General features: G+C 64.2%; 18 protein-coding genes. 8 read left to right on the plus strand and 10 right to left on the minus strand.

From position 1 onward, the window contains the following. Positions 1 to 36 precede the first annotated feature (36 nt). Together pncB and ABIB24_RS14625 are read right to left on the minus strand one after the other, a co-directional pair. Positions 37 to 1,236, minus strand: coding sequence for a nicotinate phosphoribosyltransferase (pncB, locus tag ABIB24_RS14620; RefSeq protein ID WP_354316759.1), 1,200 nt, complete (start codon positions 1,234 to 1,236; stop codon positions 37 to 39). Further along, on the minus strand, positions 1,233 to 1,883 hold the full coding sequence (locus ABIB24_RS14625; protein ID WP_354316761.1) for an isochorismatase family protein: 651 nt from the start codon (positions 1,881 to 1,883) through the stop codon (positions 1,233 to 1,235). The genes pncB and ABIB24_RS14625 overlap by 4 nt, the downstream gene beginning before the upstream one ends. Before the next feature lie 138 nt (positions 1,884 to 2,021). Here ABIB24_RS14625 and ABIB24_RS14630 point away from each other — a divergent pair, with 138 nt between their 5' ends. Next, complete coding sequence (locus ABIB24_RS14630; protein ID WP_137163685.1) at positions 2,022 to 2,726, plus strand: NUDIX hydrolase; 705 nt, start codon at positions 2,022 to 2,024, stop codon at positions 2,724 to 2,726. A 320-nt stretch (positions 2,727 to 3,046) separates the two neighbouring features. Here the strand turns inward: ABIB24_RS14630 and ABIB24_RS14635 are convergent, their stop codons facing one another. After that, entirely contained in the window at positions 3,047 to 3,976 is a 930-nt protein-coding gene (locus ABIB24_RS14635) for a DMT family transporter (RefSeq protein ID WP_025338780.1), read from the minus strand. A gap of 295 nt (positions 3,977 to 4,271) precedes the next feature. After that, positions 4,272 to 4,865, minus strand: coding sequence for a helix-turn-helix domain-containing protein (locus tag ABIB24_RS14640; RefSeq protein ID WP_025338781.1), 594 nt, complete (start codon positions 4,863 to 4,865; stop codon positions 4,272 to 4,274). A gap of 314 nt (positions 4,866 to 5,179) precedes the next feature. Here ABIB24_RS14640 and glnT point away from each other — a divergent pair, with 314 nt between their 5' ends. The 5 genes from glnT to ABIB24_RS14665 all read left to right on the plus strand — a co-directional run bounded on the left by glnT (position 5,180) and on the right by ABIB24_RS14665 (position 11,001). After that, the gene (gene glnT, locus ABIB24_RS14645; protein ID WP_015270738.1) at positions 5,180 to 6,514 is read left to right on the plus strand and encodes a type III glutamate--ammonia ligase; all 1,335 of its coding nucleotides are present in this window, start codon (positions 5,180 to 5,182) and stop codon (positions 6,512 to 6,514) included. 67 nt (positions 6,515 to 6,581) lie between these two features. Next, on the plus strand, positions 6,582 to 7,487 hold the full coding sequence (locus ABIB24_RS14650) for a class II glutamine amidotransferase (RefSeq protein ID WP_354316765.1): 906 nt from the start codon (positions 6,582 to 6,584) through the stop codon (positions 7,485 to 7,487). Positions 7,488 to 7,514: 27 nt separating this feature from the next. Next, positions 7,515 to 8,189: a GltB/FmdC/FwdC-like GXGXG domain-containing protein gene (locus ABIB24_RS14655; protein ID WP_025338783.1), complete on the plus strand. Its 675-nt coding sequence runs from the start codon at positions 7,515 to 7,517 to the stop codon at positions 8,187 to 8,189. Between the two features lie 15 nt (positions 8,190 to 8,204). Continuing rightward, the gene (locus ABIB24_RS14660; protein ID WP_013973039.1) at positions 8,205 to 9,530 is read left to right on the plus strand and encodes an FMN-binding glutamate synthase family protein; all 1,326 of its coding nucleotides are present in this window, start codon (positions 8,205 to 8,207) and stop codon (positions 9,528 to 9,530) included. A gap of 166 nt (positions 9,531 to 9,696) precedes the next feature. Then, the gene (locus ABIB24_RS14665) at positions 9,697 to 11,001 is read left to right on the plus strand and encodes an ammonium transporter (protein WP_354316768.1); all 1,305 of its coding nucleotides are present in this window, start codon (positions 9,697 to 9,699) and stop codon (positions 10,999 to 11,001) included. A gap of 126 nt (positions 11,002 to 11,127) precedes the next feature. On the opposite strand, the gene ABIB24_RS14670 is transcribed toward ABIB24_RS14665, so the two are convergent. Both ABIB24_RS14670 and ABIB24_RS14675 read right to left on the minus strand, forming a co-directional pair. Further along, a complete protein-coding gene (locus tag ABIB24_RS14670; protein ID WP_025338785.1) occupies positions 11,128 to 12,540 on the minus strand; it encodes a purine-cytosine permease family protein in 1,413 nt (470 codons plus the stop codon). 412 nt (positions 12,541 to 12,952) lie between these two features. Continuing rightward, positions 12,953 to 13,405 carry an Lrp/AsnC family transcriptional regulator gene (locus ABIB24_RS14675; RefSeq protein WP_015270735.1) on the minus strand — a complete coding sequence of 151 codons (453 nt, stop codon included), beginning with the start codon at positions 13,403 to 13,405 and terminating at the stop codon, positions 12,953 to 12,955. A 112-nt stretch (positions 13,406 to 13,517) separates the two neighbouring features. On the opposite strand from ABIB24_RS14675, the gene ABIB24_RS14680 reads away from it, so the two are divergent. Continuing rightward, positions 13,518 to 14,132, plus strand: coding sequence for a LysE family translocator (locus ABIB24_RS14680; RefSeq protein WP_015270734.1), 615 nt, complete (start codon positions 13,518 to 13,520; stop codon positions 14,130 to 14,132). 235 nt (positions 14,133 to 14,367) lie between these two features. After that, positions 14,368 to 15,000, plus strand: coding sequence for a LysE family translocator (locus ABIB24_RS14685; protein ID WP_023660833.1), 633 nt, complete (start codon positions 14,368 to 14,370; stop codon positions 14,998 to 15,000). 3 nt (positions 15,001 to 15,003) lie between these two features. On the opposite strand, the gene ABIB24_RS14690 is transcribed toward ABIB24_RS14685, so the two are convergent. The 4 genes from ABIB24_RS14690 to ABIB24_RS14705 form a co-directional block, all read right to left on the minus strand. Continuing rightward, positions 15,004 to 16,785 (minus strand): ATP-binding protein, encoded by a 1,782-nt coding sequence (locus tag ABIB24_RS14690; protein ID WP_354316772.1) that lies wholly within the window; start codon positions 16,783 to 16,785, stop codon positions 15,004 to 15,006. Between the two features lie 183 nt (positions 16,786 to 16,968). After that, the gene (locus tag ABIB24_RS14695; protein ID WP_274120790.1) at positions 16,969 to 17,532 is read right to left on the minus strand and encodes an NUDIX hydrolase; all 564 of its coding nucleotides are present in this window, start codon (positions 17,530 to 17,532) and stop codon (positions 16,969 to 16,971) included. Positions 17,533 to 17,553: 21 nt separating this feature from the next. Continuing rightward, complete coding sequence (locus ABIB24_RS14700) at positions 17,554 to 18,300, minus strand: GntR family transcriptional regulator (RefSeq protein WP_013973031.1); 747 nt, start codon at positions 18,298 to 18,300, stop codon at positions 17,554 to 17,556. A gap of 90 nt (positions 18,301 to 18,390) precedes the next feature. Next, positions 18,391 to 18,780, minus strand: a complete 390-nt coding sequence (locus tag ABIB24_RS14705; protein ID WP_008100863.1) for a carboxymuconolactone decarboxylase family protein — start codon at positions 18,778 to 18,780, stop codon at positions 18,391 to 18,393. Positions 18,781 to 18,867: the final 87 nt, after the last annotated feature.

Consider the following 18,867-nt stretch of genomic DNA (forward strand, 5'->3'; position numbering starts at 1 on the left):
GCGGGCGAGCCCGCGAAGAGGCCGGCACAGGCAACCTCAATCCACCCGAAACACATGCTTCAGATAGGCCACGAAGTTCTCATCCCGGCACTGTGTCTTGCCCGGGCTGTCGGAAATCTTGGCCACCGGTGCCCCATTGCAGGCCGTCATCTTGATCACGATGTTCATCGGCTCCACCCCCGGGACATCGCAGGTCAGCCTGGTACCAATGCCAAAGCTCACATTGATCCGCTCATGCAGCGCCCGGTACAGCCCCAGCGCCTTGGCAAGGTCCAGCCCGTCGGAAAAGATCAGGGTCTTGCTCTTCGGGTCGATCCCCAGCCGCTCATAGTGGGCAATGGCTTTTTCCGCCCAGGCCAGCGGATCGCCCGAATCATGCCGCAGGCCATCGAACAGCTTGGCGAAGTACAGGTCGAAATCGCAGAGGAACGCGTCCATGGTGATGCAGTCGGTCAGGGCGATGCCCAGCAACCCCCGGTATTCCCGCACCCAGCATTCCAGCGCGGCAGCCTGGCTGTCGACCAGGCGCGGGCCGAGTTGCTGGTGGGCCATGAACCACTCGTGGGCCATGGTGCCGATCGGCTTGAGCTGGTATTCGCGGGCCAGGTGCACGTTGCTGGTACCGACAAAGCGGCCCGGGAAGTCACGCTTCAGAATGTGCACCACCTCTTCCTGCACCCGGTAGGAGAAGCGCCGCCGGGTGCCGAAGTCGGCCAGTTGGAAACCGGCCAGTTCTTCGGCGCTGGCCTCGGCCTTCAGCCAGTCGAGGTTCTGATACAGGCGCTCGCGGACCTGCTCGATCACCACCTCGCGGTAGCGGTAGCGGTTGCGCACCTCGCTGATGATCGCCAGCAGCGGGATCTCGTAGAGAATCACGTGCAACCACGGCCCGCGCACGCGAATCGCCAGTTGCCCGGCATCATCCAGGCCTACCTGTACATAGCGCAGGTTGAAGCGGAACAGGCTGAGAAAGCGGATGAAGTCCGGTTTGATGAACGGGATCTTCTCCAGGTAGGCGAGCTGGTCATGCGTGATGCTGACATCGGCCAGTTGTTCGACCTGGTAACGGATTTCCGCCAGGTAAGGTGCGAGGTTCTCGCCGTTACGGCAGCGGAACTCCCATTCCACCTCGGCGTTGGGGTAGTTGTGCAGCACCGCCTGCATCATGGTGATCTTGTAGAAGTCGGTGTCCAGCAGGTTCTGGATGATGCGTGGGCCGAAAACGCTGTCGCTCATGGGCGGTCCTCCTTGATCAGAGAGAGCTGGTGGTCGAGCGCGGCTTCGTCGCCGCAGAGGATCACGCCGTCGGCGGCCAGGGCGCCACACGCCTCGATGGCGCCTGCCTGGGTGAGCGCACGGCAGGCCGGCAGGTACAACAGCACCTGGAAGCCGGCATGGCGCAATTGGCGGGCGGTGGTCCTGACGCAATAGTCCAGGGCCAGGCCACCGACGATCACCGCGCCCACCTGCTGCACCTTGAGGTACTCGATCACCCCGGTGGAGCGGCGTTCGGCCAGGTCGTGGTAGCAGGCACCGTAGGGGTGCAGGTCGGGCTCGACGCCTTTCCACACGAAATAGTCGTAGTCGATGGGGGCCGGCAGGCCGGGCAGCAACTCGAAGCCGGGTGTGCCGGGGACGCAGTGGCTGACCCAGGTCAGGTCGGCGTTGGCCAGCTGCAGGGGCTGCAGCATGTGCGCGGGGTCGGCGACTACCCAGGCGGCGTTGGCCGGGTGGGCGTCCTTGCTGCCCAGGCGCAGGTCGGCGCGCAAGGCCATGGTATTGAGATCTGCCGCGATTTCATTGCCTTCGGGAACCGGCAGCTCTTGCGGCACGTTGCTGGTGAAGCCGTTCTGGGCGTCGACATCGAAACTGGCGATCTTCATGGCGGTGCTCTTCGCTGGAATAGATACATAATTCACTTGGTGTATTAAGTGTGTCAAGCAACTTTTGAAACGGGCTTTCTGCTTGCCTTACTTAGATGCTCTGGTGGATTATGATGAGCTTGAACAAGGAGTCGCCCGGTGAATGCAGTCGAAGTCCTGGCCAGCGTCGATATCGTCGCCCTGCGCATGGCCCCCGAAGCTCAGCATCTGCAGGTGCTGTTGCACCGTCGTGAGCGTGAACCGCATGCCGGCCAGTGGGCCTTGCCCGGGGTGATCGTCAATGGCCGCACCCCCGACACCAGCCTGGAAGCTGCTGCCGAACGCGCGCTGCGCGAGAAAACCCAGGTCGTACCGTGCTACATGGAACAGGTGGGCACCGAGGGCAATGCTTTCCGCGACCCGCGTGGATGGTCACTCAGCACCTATTACCTGGCATTGCTCGAACCCGGGCAGGTCGTCGAGGGCGAGCAACTGGCGTTTTTCGACTTGGACAGCGTATTGGCGCGCAAGGTGCTGTTGCCCTTTGATCACAACCTGTTGGTGGAGCGGGCCCGTGAGCGGCTGGCGGCGAAGACGGTGTACAGCAGCCTGCCGCTGTACCTGCTGGCGGAGAAGTTCACTGTGCTGGATGCGCTAGGTGCGGTGCAGGCGTGCCTGGGGCAGGCGGTGAACAACACCTCGCTGCGCAAACGCCTGGAGCGCTTGCGCGAGCAGGGGTGGGTGAGGGACACCGGGGAGAAGAACCAGCCCAGGCTGGGCCGGCCGCAGCAGTTGTATCAGTACACACCACAGGGGGAGCGGGCGTTCATGTTTGACCGCAGTCTGCTGCCTGAGGGCGCTTAGTCGCCTGTACCCACCTCATCGCCGGCAAGCCACACACACAGGTGCAGCGTTGATCTCGAGGTTGTCGCTGTACCTGTGGGAGCGGCCTTGTGTCGCGAAAGGGCCGCAACGCGGCCCCGGGATTGATGCGCAACAGTTGAAATTGCTGGGGCTGCTTTGCAGCCCTTTCGCGACACAAGGCCGCTCCCACAGGGATTGCGCCAACTTTCAGAATTTGAGCAAGACAGTTGCTCCCAGGTAAAGCATCAGGCTCGAGCCCTGTGATTACCCTGTGGGAGCCGGCTTGCCGGCGATGAGGCCCGTTCAGGCAAGCACATTCATCAATGCGCGCAGCGGCTGGTATCGCCTTGTTCCGCTGGTGCCTTGCGCGCCGCCGCCAGGATGGTCGCCAGCACGATCAGCGCAGCGCCAGCGGCCATGCGCAGGCTTGGCTGCTCACCGAACAACCACCAGGCGCCGATGATCGCGTACACCGGCTCCAGCGCTATGATCATGCCGGCCGTGCGCGCTTCCAGGCCTTCCAGGCTCTTGACGAACAGGAACTGCGACAGCCCGGTGCAGAACACGCCCAACAGCGCCAGGTTGACCCAGTCACTGCCAGCCAGGCTGGTGTTGCCCAGGTGAGTGAAGGCAAACGGCGCCACCAGCGCAGCCACCACCACGTTCTGCCAGAACGCCACCTGCATCGCGTTCATGCTCGAGCCGTTGCGGCGGTTGGCCACGGTCAGCAGGGCGAACGCCAGGCCCGAGCCCAGACCCCAGAGCAGGCCGACGGTGCCTTTGTCGAGCAGGTCGAAGGTCGGTACCACCAACACCAGACCGGCCGTGACCATCAGCAGCAGCAAACCTTGCACGGCACCGATACGCTGGCCGAACACGCCGCGCTCGATCATGGCGATGAACGCCGGGAAGCTGGCGAAGCCCAAGGTGGCCACGGCCACGCCGCCAACCTTCACGGCGATGAAGAAGGTTACCCAGTGGGCAGCCAGCAGGGCGCCGGTCAGGCCCAGCACCGGCAGGTTGCGCAGGGTGAGGGCGTCGAGCAGGCGCGTGCCCTTGAGCCCGGCGACGAAGCCCAGGGCGATGAAGGCGAAGGTGGCGCGGCCGAAGGTGATGATGCTGGCGTCGGCCTCGATCAGGTGACCGAGGATACCGGTCAGGCCGAACAGCACAGCGGCGATATGGGCAACGCACAGGGCGTTACGGTGGCCGGTGGCAGCACCGGCTACGGGGATTGAAGTCGCGATCATGGCAGTCAAGTCTTCACAATGTGGCGCGCGCAAACACTCCCGGCTGGCGCGGCGCGGGTCTCTAATACTGGGAGTTTTATCGTTATGAGCCCGGACGAACTGCCCGGTGCAAAAAGGCGCCACAGCGTTGGAATTGTGAAGCGAGGCTGTTTTACTCGCGAATACCGCACCGATCAGCCCACGGCGCGGGGCTGGTCGATGTGTGTATTATTTTTGTAGACACAGTTCTGAAGGCGATCGCGGGCGACGTGTGCTTGTCTGATCGCGACATCGGTTGTTGCCTTGCTGCGCCGCGTCACTCGTCGCCGTAGTTCATGATCGACAACAGGCGGATGGGTACCTGCACCAGCTGCTCGGGGCCGTGCGGGGTCTCGCCGTCGAAGGTCAGGCTGTCGCCGGCCTGCATGTGATAGAGCTGGTTGCCGTGGCGGTACACCAGTTCACCCTCCAGCAAGTGGAGAAACTCGGTGCCGGGGTGGGCGAAGGTCGGGAACTCTTCGCTGGCGTCGTCCATGGTCACCATGTACGCCTCGAAGTTCTTCTTCGGCCCCCTGGCGTGATTGAGCAAATGGTAGGTGTGGCCTTTTTCGGTACCGCGGCGCACCACCTCCAGCCCTTCACCGGCTTTCACCAATAAGGCATTGCCGTCGGGCTGGTCATATTGGCTGAACAGCTTGGCCATCGGCATGCCCAGCACATCGCACAGGCGGCTGAGGGTGTCGAGGCTGGTGGACACCTGGGCGTTCTCGATCTTGCTCAGCATGCCTTGGCTGATGCCGGCGATGCGCGCCACGTCGGCGAGCTTGAGGGACTGGGCCTGGCGCTGGCGCTTGATCTGCAGGCCCAGGTACTGCTCCAGGCGAAGGCGCGGTTCGGTTTCGGTTGGCATCGAATGTCCTGCACGGTTTCAGTTCAAGAATAAAGTTTTCGCACTGGGAAAGTGCGAAATGCAGCTGCGGTGGCTGCATCTTTCCTCGGGTGAAAACAAGTTTCCCATAAATGGCGCATGGAAATCTGCTTGGGTTTTGGGTTGCCCGTACCGGCCTCTTCGCGGGCACGCCCGCTCCCACAGGCCCGCGAAGAGGCCCGAACAGGCAACAAAAGGTTGCACCCTGAACAAAGTTGGCAAGCACATTGCATTCCTGTGAGGAAAGTAAGTTTCCCATGCGGAATCATTGCCCCTTACCCAGGAGTGTTCAACCCATGTTGCCAGCAGAAACCCAGCGCACCCTCGATCAGCACGGCATCAAGTACGTGCTGGCGCAGTTCGTCGATATCCATGGCTCGGCGAAGACCAAATCGGTGCCGGTCTCGGGCCTGAAGATGGTGGCCGAGGAGGGCGCCGGCTTTGCCGGGTTCGCCATCTGCGGCATGGGCATGGAACCGCACGGCCCCGACTTCATGGCCCGCGGCGACCTTTCCACCTTGATCCCGGTACCGTGGCAGCCGGGTTACGGCCGGGTGGTGTGTGTAGGCCACGTAAACGGCCAACCCTGGCCCTACGACAGCCGCTACGTGTTGCAGCAGCAGGTGCAGCGCCTGGCCGACAAAGGCTGGACCCTGAACACCGGCCTTGAGCCCGAGTTCAGCCTGTTCCGCCGCGACGAGGATGGCAAGCTGCAACTGGTGGACGCTTCCGACAACCTCGACAAGCCGTGCTACGACTACAAGGGCCTGTCGCGCTCGCGGCTGTTCCTCGAGCGCCTGACCGAGGCGTTGCAGCCGGTGGGTTTCGACATCTACCAGATCGACCACGAGGACGCCAACGGCCAGTTCGAGATCAACTACACCTACAGCGACGCCATGGAGTCGGCCGACCGCTTCACCTTCTTCCGCATGGCCGCCGGCGAGATCGCCAACGACCTGGGGATGATCTGCTCGTTCATGCCCAAGCCCGACCCCAAGCGCGCCGGCAATGGCATGCACTTCCACCTGTCGCTGGCCAGCAGCACCAACAAGAACCTGTTCCATGACCCGTCCGACAGCAGCGGCATGGGCCTGTCGAAGCTGGCCTACCACTTTGCCGCAGGCCTGTTGGCCCATGGCCCGGCGCTGTGCGCCTTCGCCGCGCCCACGGTCAACTCGTACAAGCGCCTGGTGGTCGGCCGCTCGCTATCCGGCGCCACCTGGGCCCCGGCGTTTGTCGCCTACGGCGCCAACAACCGCTCGGCGATGGTGCGCATCCCCTATGGCCGCCTGGAGTTCCGCCTGCCGGACGCTGGCTGCAACCCATACCTGGTCACCGCCGCGATCATCGCTGCCGGCCTCGATGGCATCGACCGTCAGCTGGAGCCGGGCGAGATGTGCAACGAGAACCTCTACAACCTGAGCCTGGAAGAGATTGCCGCACGCGGCATCAAGACCTTGCCGCAGTCGTTGAAGGAAGCCGCCGACGCCCTGGAGGCCGACCCGCTGTTCCGCGAAGTGCTGGGCGCCGAGATCGTCGATGAGTTCATCAAGCTCAAGCGCATGGAGTGGGTGGAGTACTGCCGCCACGTCTCCGACTGGGAAATCCAGCGTTACACCGAATTCTTCTGACCGCCCCCCAATCCCTTGGGCGGCCAGCACGAACGCGGTCGCCCACTGCCTAGTAAGGAGCATCATCATGTGTGGAATCGTAGGTCTGTACCTGAAAAAAACCGAGCTGGAAGCCCAGCTCGGCAAGCTCTTCGAACCCATGCTCGAAGCCATGACCGACCGTGGCCCGGACAGCGCCGGCTTTGCCATCTACGGCGACGAAGTGGCCGATGGCTGGGTCAAGCTGACCCTGCAGGCCACTGACATCAACTACCCCTGGGCGGCGCTGATGGGCCAGCTGGAAGGGCGCCTGGGCTGCTCGCTGGACTGGTTCCAGAACGCCAGCGCCGCCGTGCTCAAGGTGCACACCCGCGAGGCGTCGGCCCGCCAGGCCCTGAGCGAACTGGCCCCTGACGTGCGCATCATGAGCGCCGGGCAGAGCATCGAGATCCTCAAGGGCATGGGCCTGCCGGCGGAAATCTCCAGCCGCTTCGGCCTGGCCGGCATGAAAGGCAGCCACATCATCGGCCATACCCGCATGGCCACCGAAAGCGCCGTGACCATGGAAGGCAGCCACCCGTTCTCCACCGGCGCCGACCTGTGCCTGGTGCACAACGGCTCGCTGTCCAACCACTTCCGCCTGCGCCAGGAGCTCAAGCGCGAAGGCATCAGCTTCGAGACCGACAACGACACCGAAGTGGCCGCCGGTTACCTGACCTGGCGCCTGCAGCAGGGCGATAGCCTGGCTCAGGCCCTGGATGGCGCCCTGGAAGACCTGGACGGCTTCTTCACCTTCGCCATCGGCACGCGCAACGGCTTTGCCGTGATCCGCGACCCGATCGCCTGCAAGCCCGCCGTGCTGGCCGAGACCGACGACTACGTGGCCATGGCCTCGGAGTACCAGGCGCTGGCCAGCCTGCCGGGCATCGAGAACGCCAAGGTCTGGGAACCGGCCCCGGCCACCTTGTACGTCTGGGAACGCGAAAGCGCCTGACCTGCCACCGAACCACTGGAGAACCACATGAAGACGATCGACCTTTCCAGCACCTCGGTGCGTGTCCTCAACCAGTCCTTGCACGGTGAGGTGCAGGACCACGAATGGCGGGTGACCCACCCCGACGGCAAGCACAACCTGGCCGTGGGCATCAACGCCGCCGTGGCCGTGGATATCGAAGGCCACGCCGGCTACTACTGCGCCGGCATGAACCAGCAGGCCAGCGTCACCGTGCATGGCAACGTCGGTGTCGGCGTGGCCGAGAACATGATGTCCGGCTCGGTGCGGGTCAAGGGCAGCGCCTCCCAGGCCGCCGGCGCCACCGCCCATGGCGGGCTGCTGGTGATCGAGGGCGACGCCGGCGCGCGTTGCGGTATTTCCATGAAGGGCGTGGATATCGTCGTCGGCGGCAGCATCGGCCACATGAGCTGCTTCATGGGCCAGGCCGGGCGTTTGGTGGTGTGTGGCGATGCCGGCGATGCGCTGGGCGATTCGCTGTACGAGGTGCGCATCTACGTCAAGGGTGCGGTGCAGTCGCTGGGCTCGGACTGCATCGAGAAAGAGATGCGCGCCGAGCACCTGCAAGAGCTGCAGGAACTGCTGAACAAGGCCGGCCTGGACCACAAGGCTGCCGATTTCAAACGCTACGGCTCGGCTCGCCAGCTGTACAACTTCAAAGTCGACAACGCCAGCGCGTACTGATCCAGGAGCATTCCCATGAGCGAGCAATTCCCACCAGTACTGCGTGAGTCGGCCACCTTCGACCGCCTGACCATCCAGGAAATCCAGCGTGCCGCCGAAACCGGCATCTACGACATCCGCGGCGGCGGCACCAAGCGCCGCGTGCCGCACTTCGACGACCTGCTGCTGCTGGGTGCCAGCGTGTCGCGCTACCCGCTGGAAGGCTACCGCGAAAAATGCGGCACCGATGTGCTGCTGGGCACCCGCTTCGCCAAGAAGCCGATCCACCTGAAAATTCCGGTGACCATCGCCGGCATGAGTTTCGGCGCGTTGTCGGCCAACGCCAAAGAGGCGCTGGGCCGTGGTGCGACCATCGCCGGCACCAGCACCACCACGGGCGACGGCGGCATGACCCCGGAAGAACGCGGCCAGTCGCAGCACCTGGTGTACCAGTACCTGCCGTCGCGCTACGGCATGAACCCCGACGACCTGCGCAAGGCCGATGCCATCGAGATCGTCCTCGGCCAGGGTGCCAAGCCGGGCGGTGGCGGCATGCTGCTGGGCATGAAGGTGACCGAGCGCGTGGCCGGCATGCGCACCTTGCCGATCGGCGTCGACCAGCGCAGCGCCTGCCGCCACCCGGACTGGACCGGCCCGGATGACCTGGCGATCAAGATTGCCGAGATCCGCGAGATCACCGACTGGGAAAAACCCATCTACGTGAAGATCGGCGCCAGCCGCCCGTACTACGACGTAAAGCTGGCGGTGAAGGCAGGTGCCGATGTGATCGTGCTCGACGGCATGCAGGGCGGTACTGCCGCGACTCAGGAAGTGTTCATCGAACACGTCGGCATCCCGATCCTGCCGGCCATTCCGCAGGCAGTGCAGGCGCTGCAGGAAATGGGCATGCACCGCAAGGTGCAGCTGATCGTTTCCGGTGGTATTCGCAACGGTGCCGACGTGGCCAAGGCCATGGCCCTCGGGGCTGATGCGGTGGCCATTGGCACTGCGGCGCTGATCGCGCTGGGTGACAACCACCCGCGGCTGGATGCCGAACTGAAGAAGATCGGCTCGGCGGCCGGTTTCTATGACGACTGGCAGAACGGCCGCGACCCGGCCGGCATTACCACCCAGGACCCGGAACTGGCCAGGCGCCTGAACCCGGAGGAGGCCGGGCGCCGCCTGGCCAACTACCTGCGGGTGCTGGTGCTGGAGGCGCAGACCATGGCGCGGGCGTGTGGCAAGTCGCACTTGCACAACCTCGACCCGGAGGACCTGGTGGCGTTGACCGTGGAGGCTGCGGCGATGGCGCGAGTGCCGTTGGCGGGGACCGCCTGGGTGCCGGGGCAGGCGCAGTACTGAGTTATTGGTAATTGGGGCCGCTTTGCGGCCCTTTCGCGACACAAGGCCGCTCCTACAGGGGACCGCGTCTCTGAGCCTGCGCGGCCCCCTGTAGGAGCGGCCTTGTGTCGCGATGGGCTGCAAGGCAGCCCCAGGGCACCCCCACCATTCACACAGGAGTGACTCCATGAAGCACCTCACCCTCGCTGTAATGTTGTTAGCCCTGACCACCCGGGCCCACGCCGCCGACCCCACCCTGGACACCGGCAACACCGCCTGGATGATCTGCGCCGCGATGTTCGTGCTGATGATGTGCATCCCGGGCCTGGCACTGTTCTACGGTGGCATGGTGCGGGCCAAGAACTTCCTCTCGGTATTCACCCAGCTGTTCGCCGTTGCCGGGGTGATCGGCATTCTCTGGGTGCTGTTCGGCTACAGCCTGGTGGTAGACACCACCGGCATGGTCGAGGGGCAGTTGACCGTCAACAGCTTCATCGGCGGGCTGGACAAGGCGCTGATGCTGGACATCGGCCATGACAGCCTGGTCGGTAGCATCCCCGAAGGCGTGTTCGCGGTGTTCCAGCTGACCTTCGCCATCATCACCCCGGCGCTGATTGCCGGTGGTTTTGCCGAGCGCATGAAGTTCAGTGCTTCGTTGCTGTTCATGGCCGCCTGGTTCGTGCTGGTGTACGCGCCGATCGCGCATATGGTCTGGGGCGGGCCGGGGGCGTTGATGGTCAACTGGGGCGTGCTGGACTTTGCCGGTGGTACCGCCGTGCATATCAACTCCGGTGTGGCAGCGCTGGCTGCGGCGTTGATGCTGGGCAAGCGCAAGGGCTACCCGCAGGTGGCCATGCCGCCGCACAACCTCGGTTTCACCCTGGTGGGCGCCGGGTTGCTGTGGGTGGGCTGGTTCGGCTTCAACGTCGGCTCGGGGCTGGCGGCCAACCAGGCGGCGGGGGTGGTGATGCTGGCGACCATGGTGGCGGCCTGTGCTGGGATTGTCGGCTGGTTGCTGACCGAGAAGGTGGCGCATGGTCGGCCGACGGCCTTGGGTGCGGCTTCAGGGGCTTTGGCAGGGTTGGTCGGGATTACCCCGGCCTGTGCATTTGTCGGGCCGCTGGGCGCGCTGGTGATCGGGCTGTTGACCGCGGCCATCTGTTTCTTTGCCGTGACCCGGTTGAAGCAGGCGCTGGGCTACGACGACAGCCTGGATGTGTTCGGCCTGCATGGCGTGGGCGGAATGGTCGGCGCGATCCTTACCGGGGTCTTTGCCGCGCCTTCGTTGGGCGGCTATGTGGAGGGTGCGTCACCGGTCGGGCAGGCATTGGTGCAGGTGAAGGGGGTGGCGTTCACCTTCGTGTATTGCTTTGTGGTGAGTTGGGCGATTCTGGGGGCGATCAAGCTGACCATCGGGCTGCGGGCCAGCCGGGAAGAGGAAGAACAGGGGCTGGACCTGGCGGAGCACAATGAGCGGGCCTACAACCTCTGATTGATGTGTTGCCTGTACCGGCCTATTCGCGGGTAAACCCGCTCCCACAGGGAAAGCACAGATCCTGAGACATGCGATATTCCTGTAGGAGCTGGCAAGCCCGCGAAGAGGCCGGCACTGGTTGAATCAGTGCCCCATGGCCACCTTGGCACTCATCTGCCGGCGACGGTAGGCGCTGTCACGGCTGGCCAGCCACCAGTACAGCGGCGAAGTAACCGCCAGCCCCACCAGCCACGACAGGTCCGCTCCGTTGATATGCTCGGAAATCGGCCCGACATATAGTGGCGTGTTCATGAACGGGATCTGCACCACGATGCCCACGGCATAGGCAATCAGCGCCTGCGGGTTGTAGCGCCCGTAGATGCCGCCATCGACCTGGAAGATCGACTGGATATCGTAGTCACCCTTGTGGATGGCATAGAAGTCGATCAGGTTGATCGCTGTCCACGGTACCAGTACCACCAGCAGCACCAGCACCATGTCGACGAAGTGGCCGATGAAGTCCGCCGAGGCGAACACCGCCACCACGCAGCAGGCCGTCAGCACTACCAGCGACAGCACGGCGCGGCTCTTGGCGGTGGGGATCCAGCGGTGGGCGAAGGTTTGCACCAGGGTGATGATCGACAGCACTGCGCCATACAGGTTGAGGGCGTTGTGGCTGATCACGCTGAGCAGGAACAGCACCAGCATGATCGGGCCGAGGGTACCGGTGGCCAGCTTGACCGCGTCCATGGTGTCCATGCCGGCCGGGATCGCCAGCACCGCCACGGCGCCGAAGATGAACGACAGGCTCGAACCCAGGGCCGAGCCCAGGTAGGTAGTCCAGAACGTCGAGCTGACCTTCACGTCCGCCGGCAGGTAGCGCGAGTAGTCCGACACGTAGGGCGCAAAGGCTATCTGCCACAGTGCCGCCAGCGACACGGTGGCCAGCCAGCCGGCCAGGTTGAAGCCGCCGCGGGTGAGGAAGTCGTCGCTTTGCACGTGGCTGAAGATGTAGCCGAAGCCGACCACGATGCCGATACCCAGCACCCAGGTGCCGATGCGGTTGAGCACGTGGATGAAGCGGTAGCCGATGATGCCGATGATGCCCGAGCCCAGCGCACCGATGACGATGCCCACCGGTACCGGCACGGCATCGACCACGCCGTGCAGCGACTTGCCGGCGAGGACGATGTTGGAGGCGAAGAAGCCGATGTACATGACCCCGGCGATCACCACCACCAGCAGCGCGCCGAGCGAGCCGAACTGGGCGCGGCTCTGGATCATCTGCGGGATGCCCATCTGCGGGCCCTGGGCCGAGTGCAGCGCCATCAGTACGCCACCGACCAGGTGGCCGACCAGGATGGCGACGATGCCCCATACCAGGTTCAGGTGGAACAGTTGCACGCCCAGCGCGCCGGTGACGATGGGCAGCGGCGCGATGTTGCCGCCGAACCACAGTGTGAACAGATCCCTTACCTTTCCATGGCGGTCTTGCGGGGGCACGTAGCCGATCGTGTGTTTTTCTATGAGGGGTGCCGAATTGGCTGCACTGGTCATGACTGACTCCAAGGCAAGGTAGGGCATCGGGAGCTGCCCGGGGGCGTGCCGGCGAAGGGCGACGCGTTCTTGTTGGAGCGATGATGCGGGGCGCGGGGATAACGAGAAATTAGTAAATATGTGCCCATAAACCTTAAAAAACCTAAGGCTGACAAAAGGTTAAGCGGGGGGCGGTAGCAAGGAGGGTGCCAGGGGGCGGGAGGGCTTGGGCTAGAGGGGCTGGCGGGGTGGCAGGGAGTTTGTGGTGGGCGGTGGTGGTGCGGTGTGCGCCTTTTCAGGGCGGCTGAATGGTTGCCTGTGCTGGCCCTTTCGCGGGCTTGCCCGCTCCCACAGGTACGGCGCAGCTTTCAGGTTCTGTGGTGCACCTGTGGGAGCGGGCGAGCCCGCGAAAGGGCCGGTACAGGCAACAACGCTACATGGGCAACAACCGATCCTGAATCACCTCTTTCATCACCAGGGTCGAACTCAACCGCTTCACATTGGGAATGCTGGTCAGCTGCTCGTCATACAGCTTCTGGAACGCCGGCAAATCCTTGGCCACCACATGCAGCAGGTAATCCGGGTCGCCAAACAGCCGCTGCGCCTCGACGATCTGCGGGATTTCGGCCAGCGCCGCTTCAAAGTCCGCTACCGGCTGGCGGGTGACTTCGCGCAGGGTCACGAACACCAGCGCGGCAAAGTTCAGCCCCAGGGCGCTCGGCGCCAAGCGGGCGTGATAGCCGAGAATCGCCCCTGATTCCTCCAGCGCCTTCAAGCGCCGATGGCAGGGCGACAGGCTGAGCCCCACACGGTCTGCCAACTCGGTCACCGATAGCCGACCGTCTTTTTGCAGTTCGGCAAGGATTTTTCGATCAGTCCTGTCCATCGAGAAGGATCTTCCAGTAATTGAGGTCTGTTGGGGAATATACGAAAGAAAATCCCTCGACGGAATCCGTAATCTTTCGTCATCCCAAAGCAGTGGAAAAAGGAAGATTCAGGTGGCTCTCAGTGTTCTGACGGCGTTCTGGGCCGTGTCGATGCTGTTCGTGATTACCCCGGGCGCGGACTGGGCCTATGCCATTTCGGCCGGCATGCGCGGGCGCTGGGTGATGCCCGCGGTGGCGGGGATGTTGTCGGGGCATTTCCTTGCGACCCTGGTGGTGGCGGCCGGGGTCGGCAGCCTGCTGGCCGGCCACCCGCTGGCGCTGACCTTGCTGACCCTGGCGGGGTGCAGCTACCTGCTGTGGCTGGGTGGCAACCTGCTGCTGAGCCCGGCATTGCCGGCGGCCGGGCAGGATGGTGCGGGGGAGTCGGGGTCCCGCTGGGCATTGAAAGGGTTTTGCGTCAGTGGCCTGAACCCGAAAGTGTTTTTGCTGTTCCTGGCGTTGTTGCCGCAGTTCACCGACCCGCAGTCGAGCTGGCCGGTGCCGTTGCAGATCTTGCTGCTGGGCCTGGTGCACCTGTGCAGCTCGCTGGTGATCTATTCGCTGGTCGGTTATGGCGCCAAAGCCGTGCTGAGCACCCGGCCGGGGGCGGCGAAGCTGGTCGGGCGGGTGTCGGGGGTGGCGATGATCACGGTGGCCCTGGGCTTGATAGCCGGCCAGATCAGCTGACTCACTGGCCTGCGCTGGCCCTTGAGCGGCCTTGTGTCGCGATAGGGCTGCAAAGCAGCCCCGGCGATTTGTGCACCTGCGCTGAAATCCTGGGGCTGCTTTGCAGCCCATCGCGACACAAGGCCGCTCCTACAGGTTGCCGCGTTAACCTGGCAGGCGAGTGCCAAGGGTAAAGACGACATGCATGGCCTCGGATAAACTCGCAGCACTTCAACGCACAATCAGGACGTGCCCCATGCCCGAAACCACGCAACTGCTCACCTTCGCCCTGATCTGCCTCGGCATGGTCCTGACCCCAGGGCCGAACATGATCTACCTGATCTCCCGCTCGATCTGCCAGGGCCGCAAGGCCGGGCTGATTTCGTTGGGTGGTGTGGCCCTGGGCTTCGTCATCTACATGTTCTGCGCCGCGCTGGGCATCACCGCCCTGGTGATGGCCGTGCCTTTTGCCTACGACGCGCTGCGCATCGGTGGCGCGCTGTATCTGTTGTACCTGGCCTGGCAGGCGCTGCGCCCTGGTGGCCGTTCGCCGTTCCAGGTTCGCGACCTGCCTGCCGACAGCCCGCGGCGGCTGTTCACCATGGGCTTTGCCACCAGCCTGCTAAACCCCAAGATCGCCGTCATGTACCTGTCGTTGATGCCGCAGTTCATCGAGCCGGGGCATGGCAGCGTGCTGCTGCAGTCGCTGGTGCTGGGGTCGACGCAGATCGCCATCAGCGTTTCGGTCAATGCACTGATCGCGATCATGGCAGGGTCCATCGCCGTATTCCTCGCCGGTCGCCCGCTGTGGCAGCAGGTTCAGCGCTGGCTGATGGGTACGGTGCTGGCGGGCCTGGCCGTGCGCATGCTGGCCGAAGGGCGGCGTTGACCGCTAGGCCTCAGGCGGCGGCTCCTGGGGCAGGTACAAGGTAAAGGTGGTGCCCTGGCCCGGGACACTGTTCACCTGCACATCGCCCCCGGACTGCTTGGCAAAACCGAACACCTGCGACAGCCCGAGCCCGGTGCCTTCACCCGGTGCCTTGGTGGTGAAGAACGGGTCGAAGATGCGCTCCAGCAGTTCGGCGGCAATGCCGACACCGCTGTCGCTCACCGAAATCGCCGCGAACTGGCCCGGTTGTGGCGCCTGGCCGCGCAGGGCGGGCAGGCGCTGGTCGGCCTGAAGGCGCAGCTGCAAGGTGCCTTCGCCGGCCATGGCATCGCGGCCGTTGAGCATCAGGTTGATTACCGCGGTTTCCAGCTGGTTGAGGTCGGCGCGGATATGGCAAGGCGCCTGCGGTAACTGCAGCTCGACCTGGATCCGCGCACCGGTGGCCGTGTCGAGCATGTCGGCCATGGCTTCCAGCCGTGGCCCGGCCTCGAACACTTGCGGGCTCAGGGCCTGGCGGCGGGCGAAGGCCAGCAACTGGCCGGTCAGCCTGGTACCGCGGTCGACAGTGTCGGACATGGTCTTGAGGTAGCGCTCGCGGCGCTGTGCATCGAGGTTGGGGCGCTGCAGAAAATGCAGCGACGAGCGAATGATGGTCAGCAGGTTGTTGAAGTCATGGGCCGCGCCGCCGGTCAGCTGGCCGATGGCTTCGAGCTTCTGGGCCTGGCGCAGCACGGCTTCTGTGTACAGCAACTGGCTGGTGCGTTCATCCACGCGCTGTTCGAGGGTGGCATTCAGCGCCTCCAGTGCCGCCATGGCCTCGCGCACTTCGGTGTGGGCCTGCACCCGCTGGACATGCGCCCAGGAGCGCTCGGTGACTTCGCTGATCAGCGCCTGTTCATAGTGGGTCCACTCCCGTGGCGCCTTGTCGTGGATGGCCATCAGCGCGGTCAGCCGGCCGCCTTTGATCAGGGGCATGCAAATGGTCGCGGTAATGCCGATGGCCTGGAAGGTGGCAGCTTCCTCCGGGGACAGCTCGCTCAGGTTGTCCTGGATGACCAACGGCAGGCCACTGCGCAGGCGGCCGAGCGCCAGCTTGCCGAAATCCTGCAAGCGATAGCGGCCCAACAGATGCGGCGAGCCGGGCGCCACGGCGTCACCGCAGATGGTGAAACCGTCTTCGTCGGGCTCCATCACCGCATAGGCGCAACTCGACAGTTGCAGGTGCTCGACCAGCATGCGCGTGGTAGTGGCAAGGATCTGGTCCGGGTCGGTGGCGTCGGCCACGGCGCGGCCCAGGTCGTCGAGGAATTTCAGGCGCTGGTTGGCGAGCACGCTGGCGGTGGTTTCGGTGACTGTATCGAGCATGCCCAGCACCTTGCCGTCGTGGTCGCGGATGGGGCTGTAGCAGAAGGTGAAATAGGCCCGTTCGGGGCTGCCGTTGCGGTCGATGACGAGCGGGAAGTCTTCGATGTACACCGCCTCGCCGGCCAGAGCGCGGTTGGCCATGTGGCCGATGTCGGCCCAGGCTTCCTGCCACACGGCGCGGAAGGGGATGCCCAATGCCGAGGGCTTTTGCCCGAGTATCTGCGAGAAGGCGTCGTTGTGCAGGGTGAGCAGGTCAGGGCCCCAGAGCACAGCTTGTGGGAAGCGCGAGGCCAGGCACAGGGCCAGGCTGGTTTTCAGCGGGTCGGGCCAGTGCTGCAGCGGGCCCAGTGTGGTGGCGGCCCAATCGTGGTTGCGGATGCGCTCGGCCATCAGCCCGCCGCCGTCTAGCCATTTTGCCATGTGCTCTGCTGGTCCTTTTGCGTAAGGCCTTAAGGGTGCATCCAGAATAGACGTTTGGCGAGAATTTTTGGTGGCTGTACCGGCCTCTTCGCGGGCTTGCCCGCTCCTACAGGGATAGCACATTGCTCAAGCTTTGCGCCGTACAGGTGGGAGCGGGCAGGCCCGCGAAGAGGCCGGTACAGGCTAGCGAATGAAATGCACCTTGCCTGTGTCGTCATTGCCCATGTAGATGCCATAAACCCCGGCCTGCCGCTCGAGGATATAGCGCTCGAGAATTTGCCGGATTGCCGGGTAGTAGATCTCGTCCCACGGGATCTCGTCCGGTTCGAAGAACCTGTACTCCAGCGTTTCCACCCCGTACTGCCCGGTTTCCTCGGTGGCGATGGCGCGGAAGATGATGTAGACCTCGCTGATCTTCGGGACGCTGAAGATCGAGTACGGCGAGACGATTTCGGCACGTACGCCGCTTTCTTCCCAGACCTCGCGCAGGGCCGCCTGCTCGGTGGTTTCGCCGGCCTCCATGAACCCGGCCGGCAAGGTCCAGGTGCCGGGGCGCGGCGGGATGGCGCGCTGGCACAGCAGGTACTTGCCATCACGCTCGATGATGCAGCCGGCGATGATCTTCGGGTTGATGTAGTGGATGTAGCCGCAGCCGGTGCAGTGCAGGCGTTCGTGGGTGTCGCCAGTGGGAACGCCCCGGGCCAGTTCCGTGGTGCAGTGCGGGCAGTAGCGCGGGGCGTTGGGCATGATCGGTGGCCTGTGGGTGGCTTATATGCGTGGGTCCTTCAAGGCCAGGGGCTCGACCATCTCGCGCACCTTGACGTTGTCATCCTGCTTCTGGCGCAGGTAGTCCAGGGCCACCTTGGCGGCGGCGCGGACGTGGTCGACCGAGGCCTGGTGGGCAACCAGCGGGTCGCCGCTCTTGATCGCCTCGACGATCTTTTCCATTTCGCGGTTGCTGGCGCCGCGGCGGTTCTCCTGCGACACCGAGGTGGCGCGCAGGTAGCTGATGCGCGCCTGCAACTGGCGCAGCTGCTGGGCCGCCACCTGGTTGCCGGAGCCTTCCAGCAGCACATCGTAGAAGCCTTGTACCGAGTCCAGCACCTGTTGCAGTTCGCCTTCCTCGAGGGCTTCGCGGTTGACCTCCAGCGCGCGTTCCAGGGCGCGGATGTCCTTGGCCTTGGCGTTGAGGGTGAACAGCTGCACGATCAGGCCTTCGAGCACGCAGCGCAGCTCGTAGATGTCGCGGGCGTCTTCCAGGGTGATGATGGCCACGCGCGGGCCCTTGGCGTCGGCGAATTCCACCAGGCCTTCGGATTCGAGGTGGCGCAGGGCTTCACGCACCGAGGTGCGGCTGACGCCGAGGCGGTCGCAGAGGTCGCGCTCGACCAGGCGGTCGCCTGGCAGCAGGTGGAAGTTCATGATCGCGGCGCGCAGCTTGTCGAGCACGATTTCGCGCAGGGTAACGGGGTTGCGGTTGACCTTGAAGCTGTCGTCGAGTGGCTGGCGTTTCATCAAGTGCGCTCTTAAAGAGGCTGCCCGGCCGCAACCGCAACAGCACCACGAACCTTGGGTGCTCCTTGCGTGGGTTCGAACAGCCCGGTGTTAACGGGTTGACTCCGCATCGGCTTCAGCGAACGCTTCGCGGGCCAGGCGGAAACTGTCCACCGCCGCGGGCACGCCGCAATAAATGCCGACCTGGAGCAGGATCTCGCGAATCTGTTCACGGCTCAGGCCATTACGCAAGGCGCCGCGAATGTGCAGCTTGAGCTCGTGGGGCCGGTTGAGCGCGGAAATCATGGCCAAGTTTATCATGCTGCGCTCTTTGAGCGACAAGCCTTCGCGGCCCCAGACGTGGCCCCAGCAGTATTCGGTGACCAGCTCCTGCAACGGCTTGGTGAAGTCGTCGGCGTTCTGGATCGAGCGGTTGACGTAGTCCTCGCCCAGTACCTGGGTGCGGATCTGCAGGCCTTTTTCGTACTTTTCATTGCTCATGTGCAGTACTCCGGATCAAAACAGGGTCATCGGTGTTGGCTTCTTCGCGGGCTTGCCCGCTCCCACAGGGATTGCACAGGTGCTGAA

This window comes from Pseudomonas sp. UYEF17 (assembly GCF_040546125.1).
Taxonomy (GTDB): domain Bacteria; phylum Pseudomonadota; class Gammaproteobacteria; order Pseudomonadales; family Pseudomonadaceae; genus Aquipseudomonas; species Aquipseudomonas putida_Z.

Excerpts from the sequence above, each read along its gene's own strand:
- pncB (WP_354316759.1), bottom strand. The coding sequence starts at position 1,236 with ATGAGCGACAGCGTTTTCGGCCCACGCATCATCCAGAACCTGCTGGAC.
- ABIB24_RS14625 (WP_354316761.1), bottom strand. The coding sequence starts at position 1,883 with ATGAAGATCGCCAGTTTCGATGTCGACGCCCAGAACGGCTTCACCAGC.
- ABIB24_RS14635 (WP_025338780.1), bottom strand. The coding sequence starts at position 3,976 with ATGATCGCGACTTCAATCCCCGTAGCCGGTGCTGCCACCGGCCACCGT.
- ABIB24_RS14640 (WP_025338781.1), bottom strand. The coding sequence starts at position 4,865 with ATGCCAACCGAAACCGAACCGCGCCTTCGCCTGGAGCAGTACCTGGGC.
- glnT (WP_015270738.1), top strand. The coding sequence starts at position 5,180 with ATGTTGCCAGCAGAAACCCAGCGCACCCTCGATCAGCACGGCATCAAG.
- ABIB24_RS14650 (WP_354316765.1), top strand. The coding sequence starts at position 6,582 with ATGTGTGGAATCGTAGGTCTGTACCTGAAAAAAACCGAGCTGGAAGCC.
- ABIB24_RS14655 (WP_025338783.1), top strand. The coding sequence starts at position 7,515 with ATGAAGACGATCGACCTTTCCAGCACCTCGGTGCGTGTCCTCAACCAG.
- ABIB24_RS14660 (WP_013973039.1), top strand. The coding sequence starts at position 8,205 with ATGAGCGAGCAATTCCCACCAGTACTGCGTGAGTCGGCCACCTTCGAC.
- ABIB24_RS14665 (WP_354316768.1), top strand. The coding sequence starts at position 9,697 with ATGAAGCACCTCACCCTCGCTGTAATGTTGTTAGCCCTGACCACCCGG.
- ABIB24_RS14670 (WP_025338785.1), bottom strand. The coding sequence starts at position 12,540 with ATGACCAGTGCAGCCAATTCGGCACCCCTCATAGAAAAACACACGATC.
- ABIB24_RS14675 (WP_015270735.1), bottom strand. The coding sequence starts at position 13,405 with ATGGACAGGACTGATCGAAAAATCCTTGCCGAACTGCAAAAAGACGGT.
- ABIB24_RS14685 (WP_023660833.1), top strand. The coding sequence starts at position 14,368 with ATGCCCGAAACCACGCAACTGCTCACCTTCGCCCTGATCTGCCTCGGC.
- ABIB24_RS14690 (WP_354316772.1), bottom strand. The coding sequence starts at position 16,785 with ATGGCAAAATGGCTAGACGGCGGCGGGCTGATGGCCGAGCGCATCCGC.
- ABIB24_RS14695 (WP_274120790.1), bottom strand. The coding sequence starts at position 17,532 with ATGCCCAACGCCCCGCGCTACTGCCCGCACTGCACCACGGAACTGGCC.
- ABIB24_RS14700 (WP_013973031.1), bottom strand. The coding sequence starts at position 18,300 with ATGAAACGCCAGCCACTCGACGACAGCTTCAAGGTCAACCGCAACCCC.
- ABIB24_RS14705 (WP_008100863.1), bottom strand. The coding sequence starts at position 18,780 with ATGAGCAATGAAAAGTACGAAAAAGGCCTGCAGATCCGCACCCAGGTA.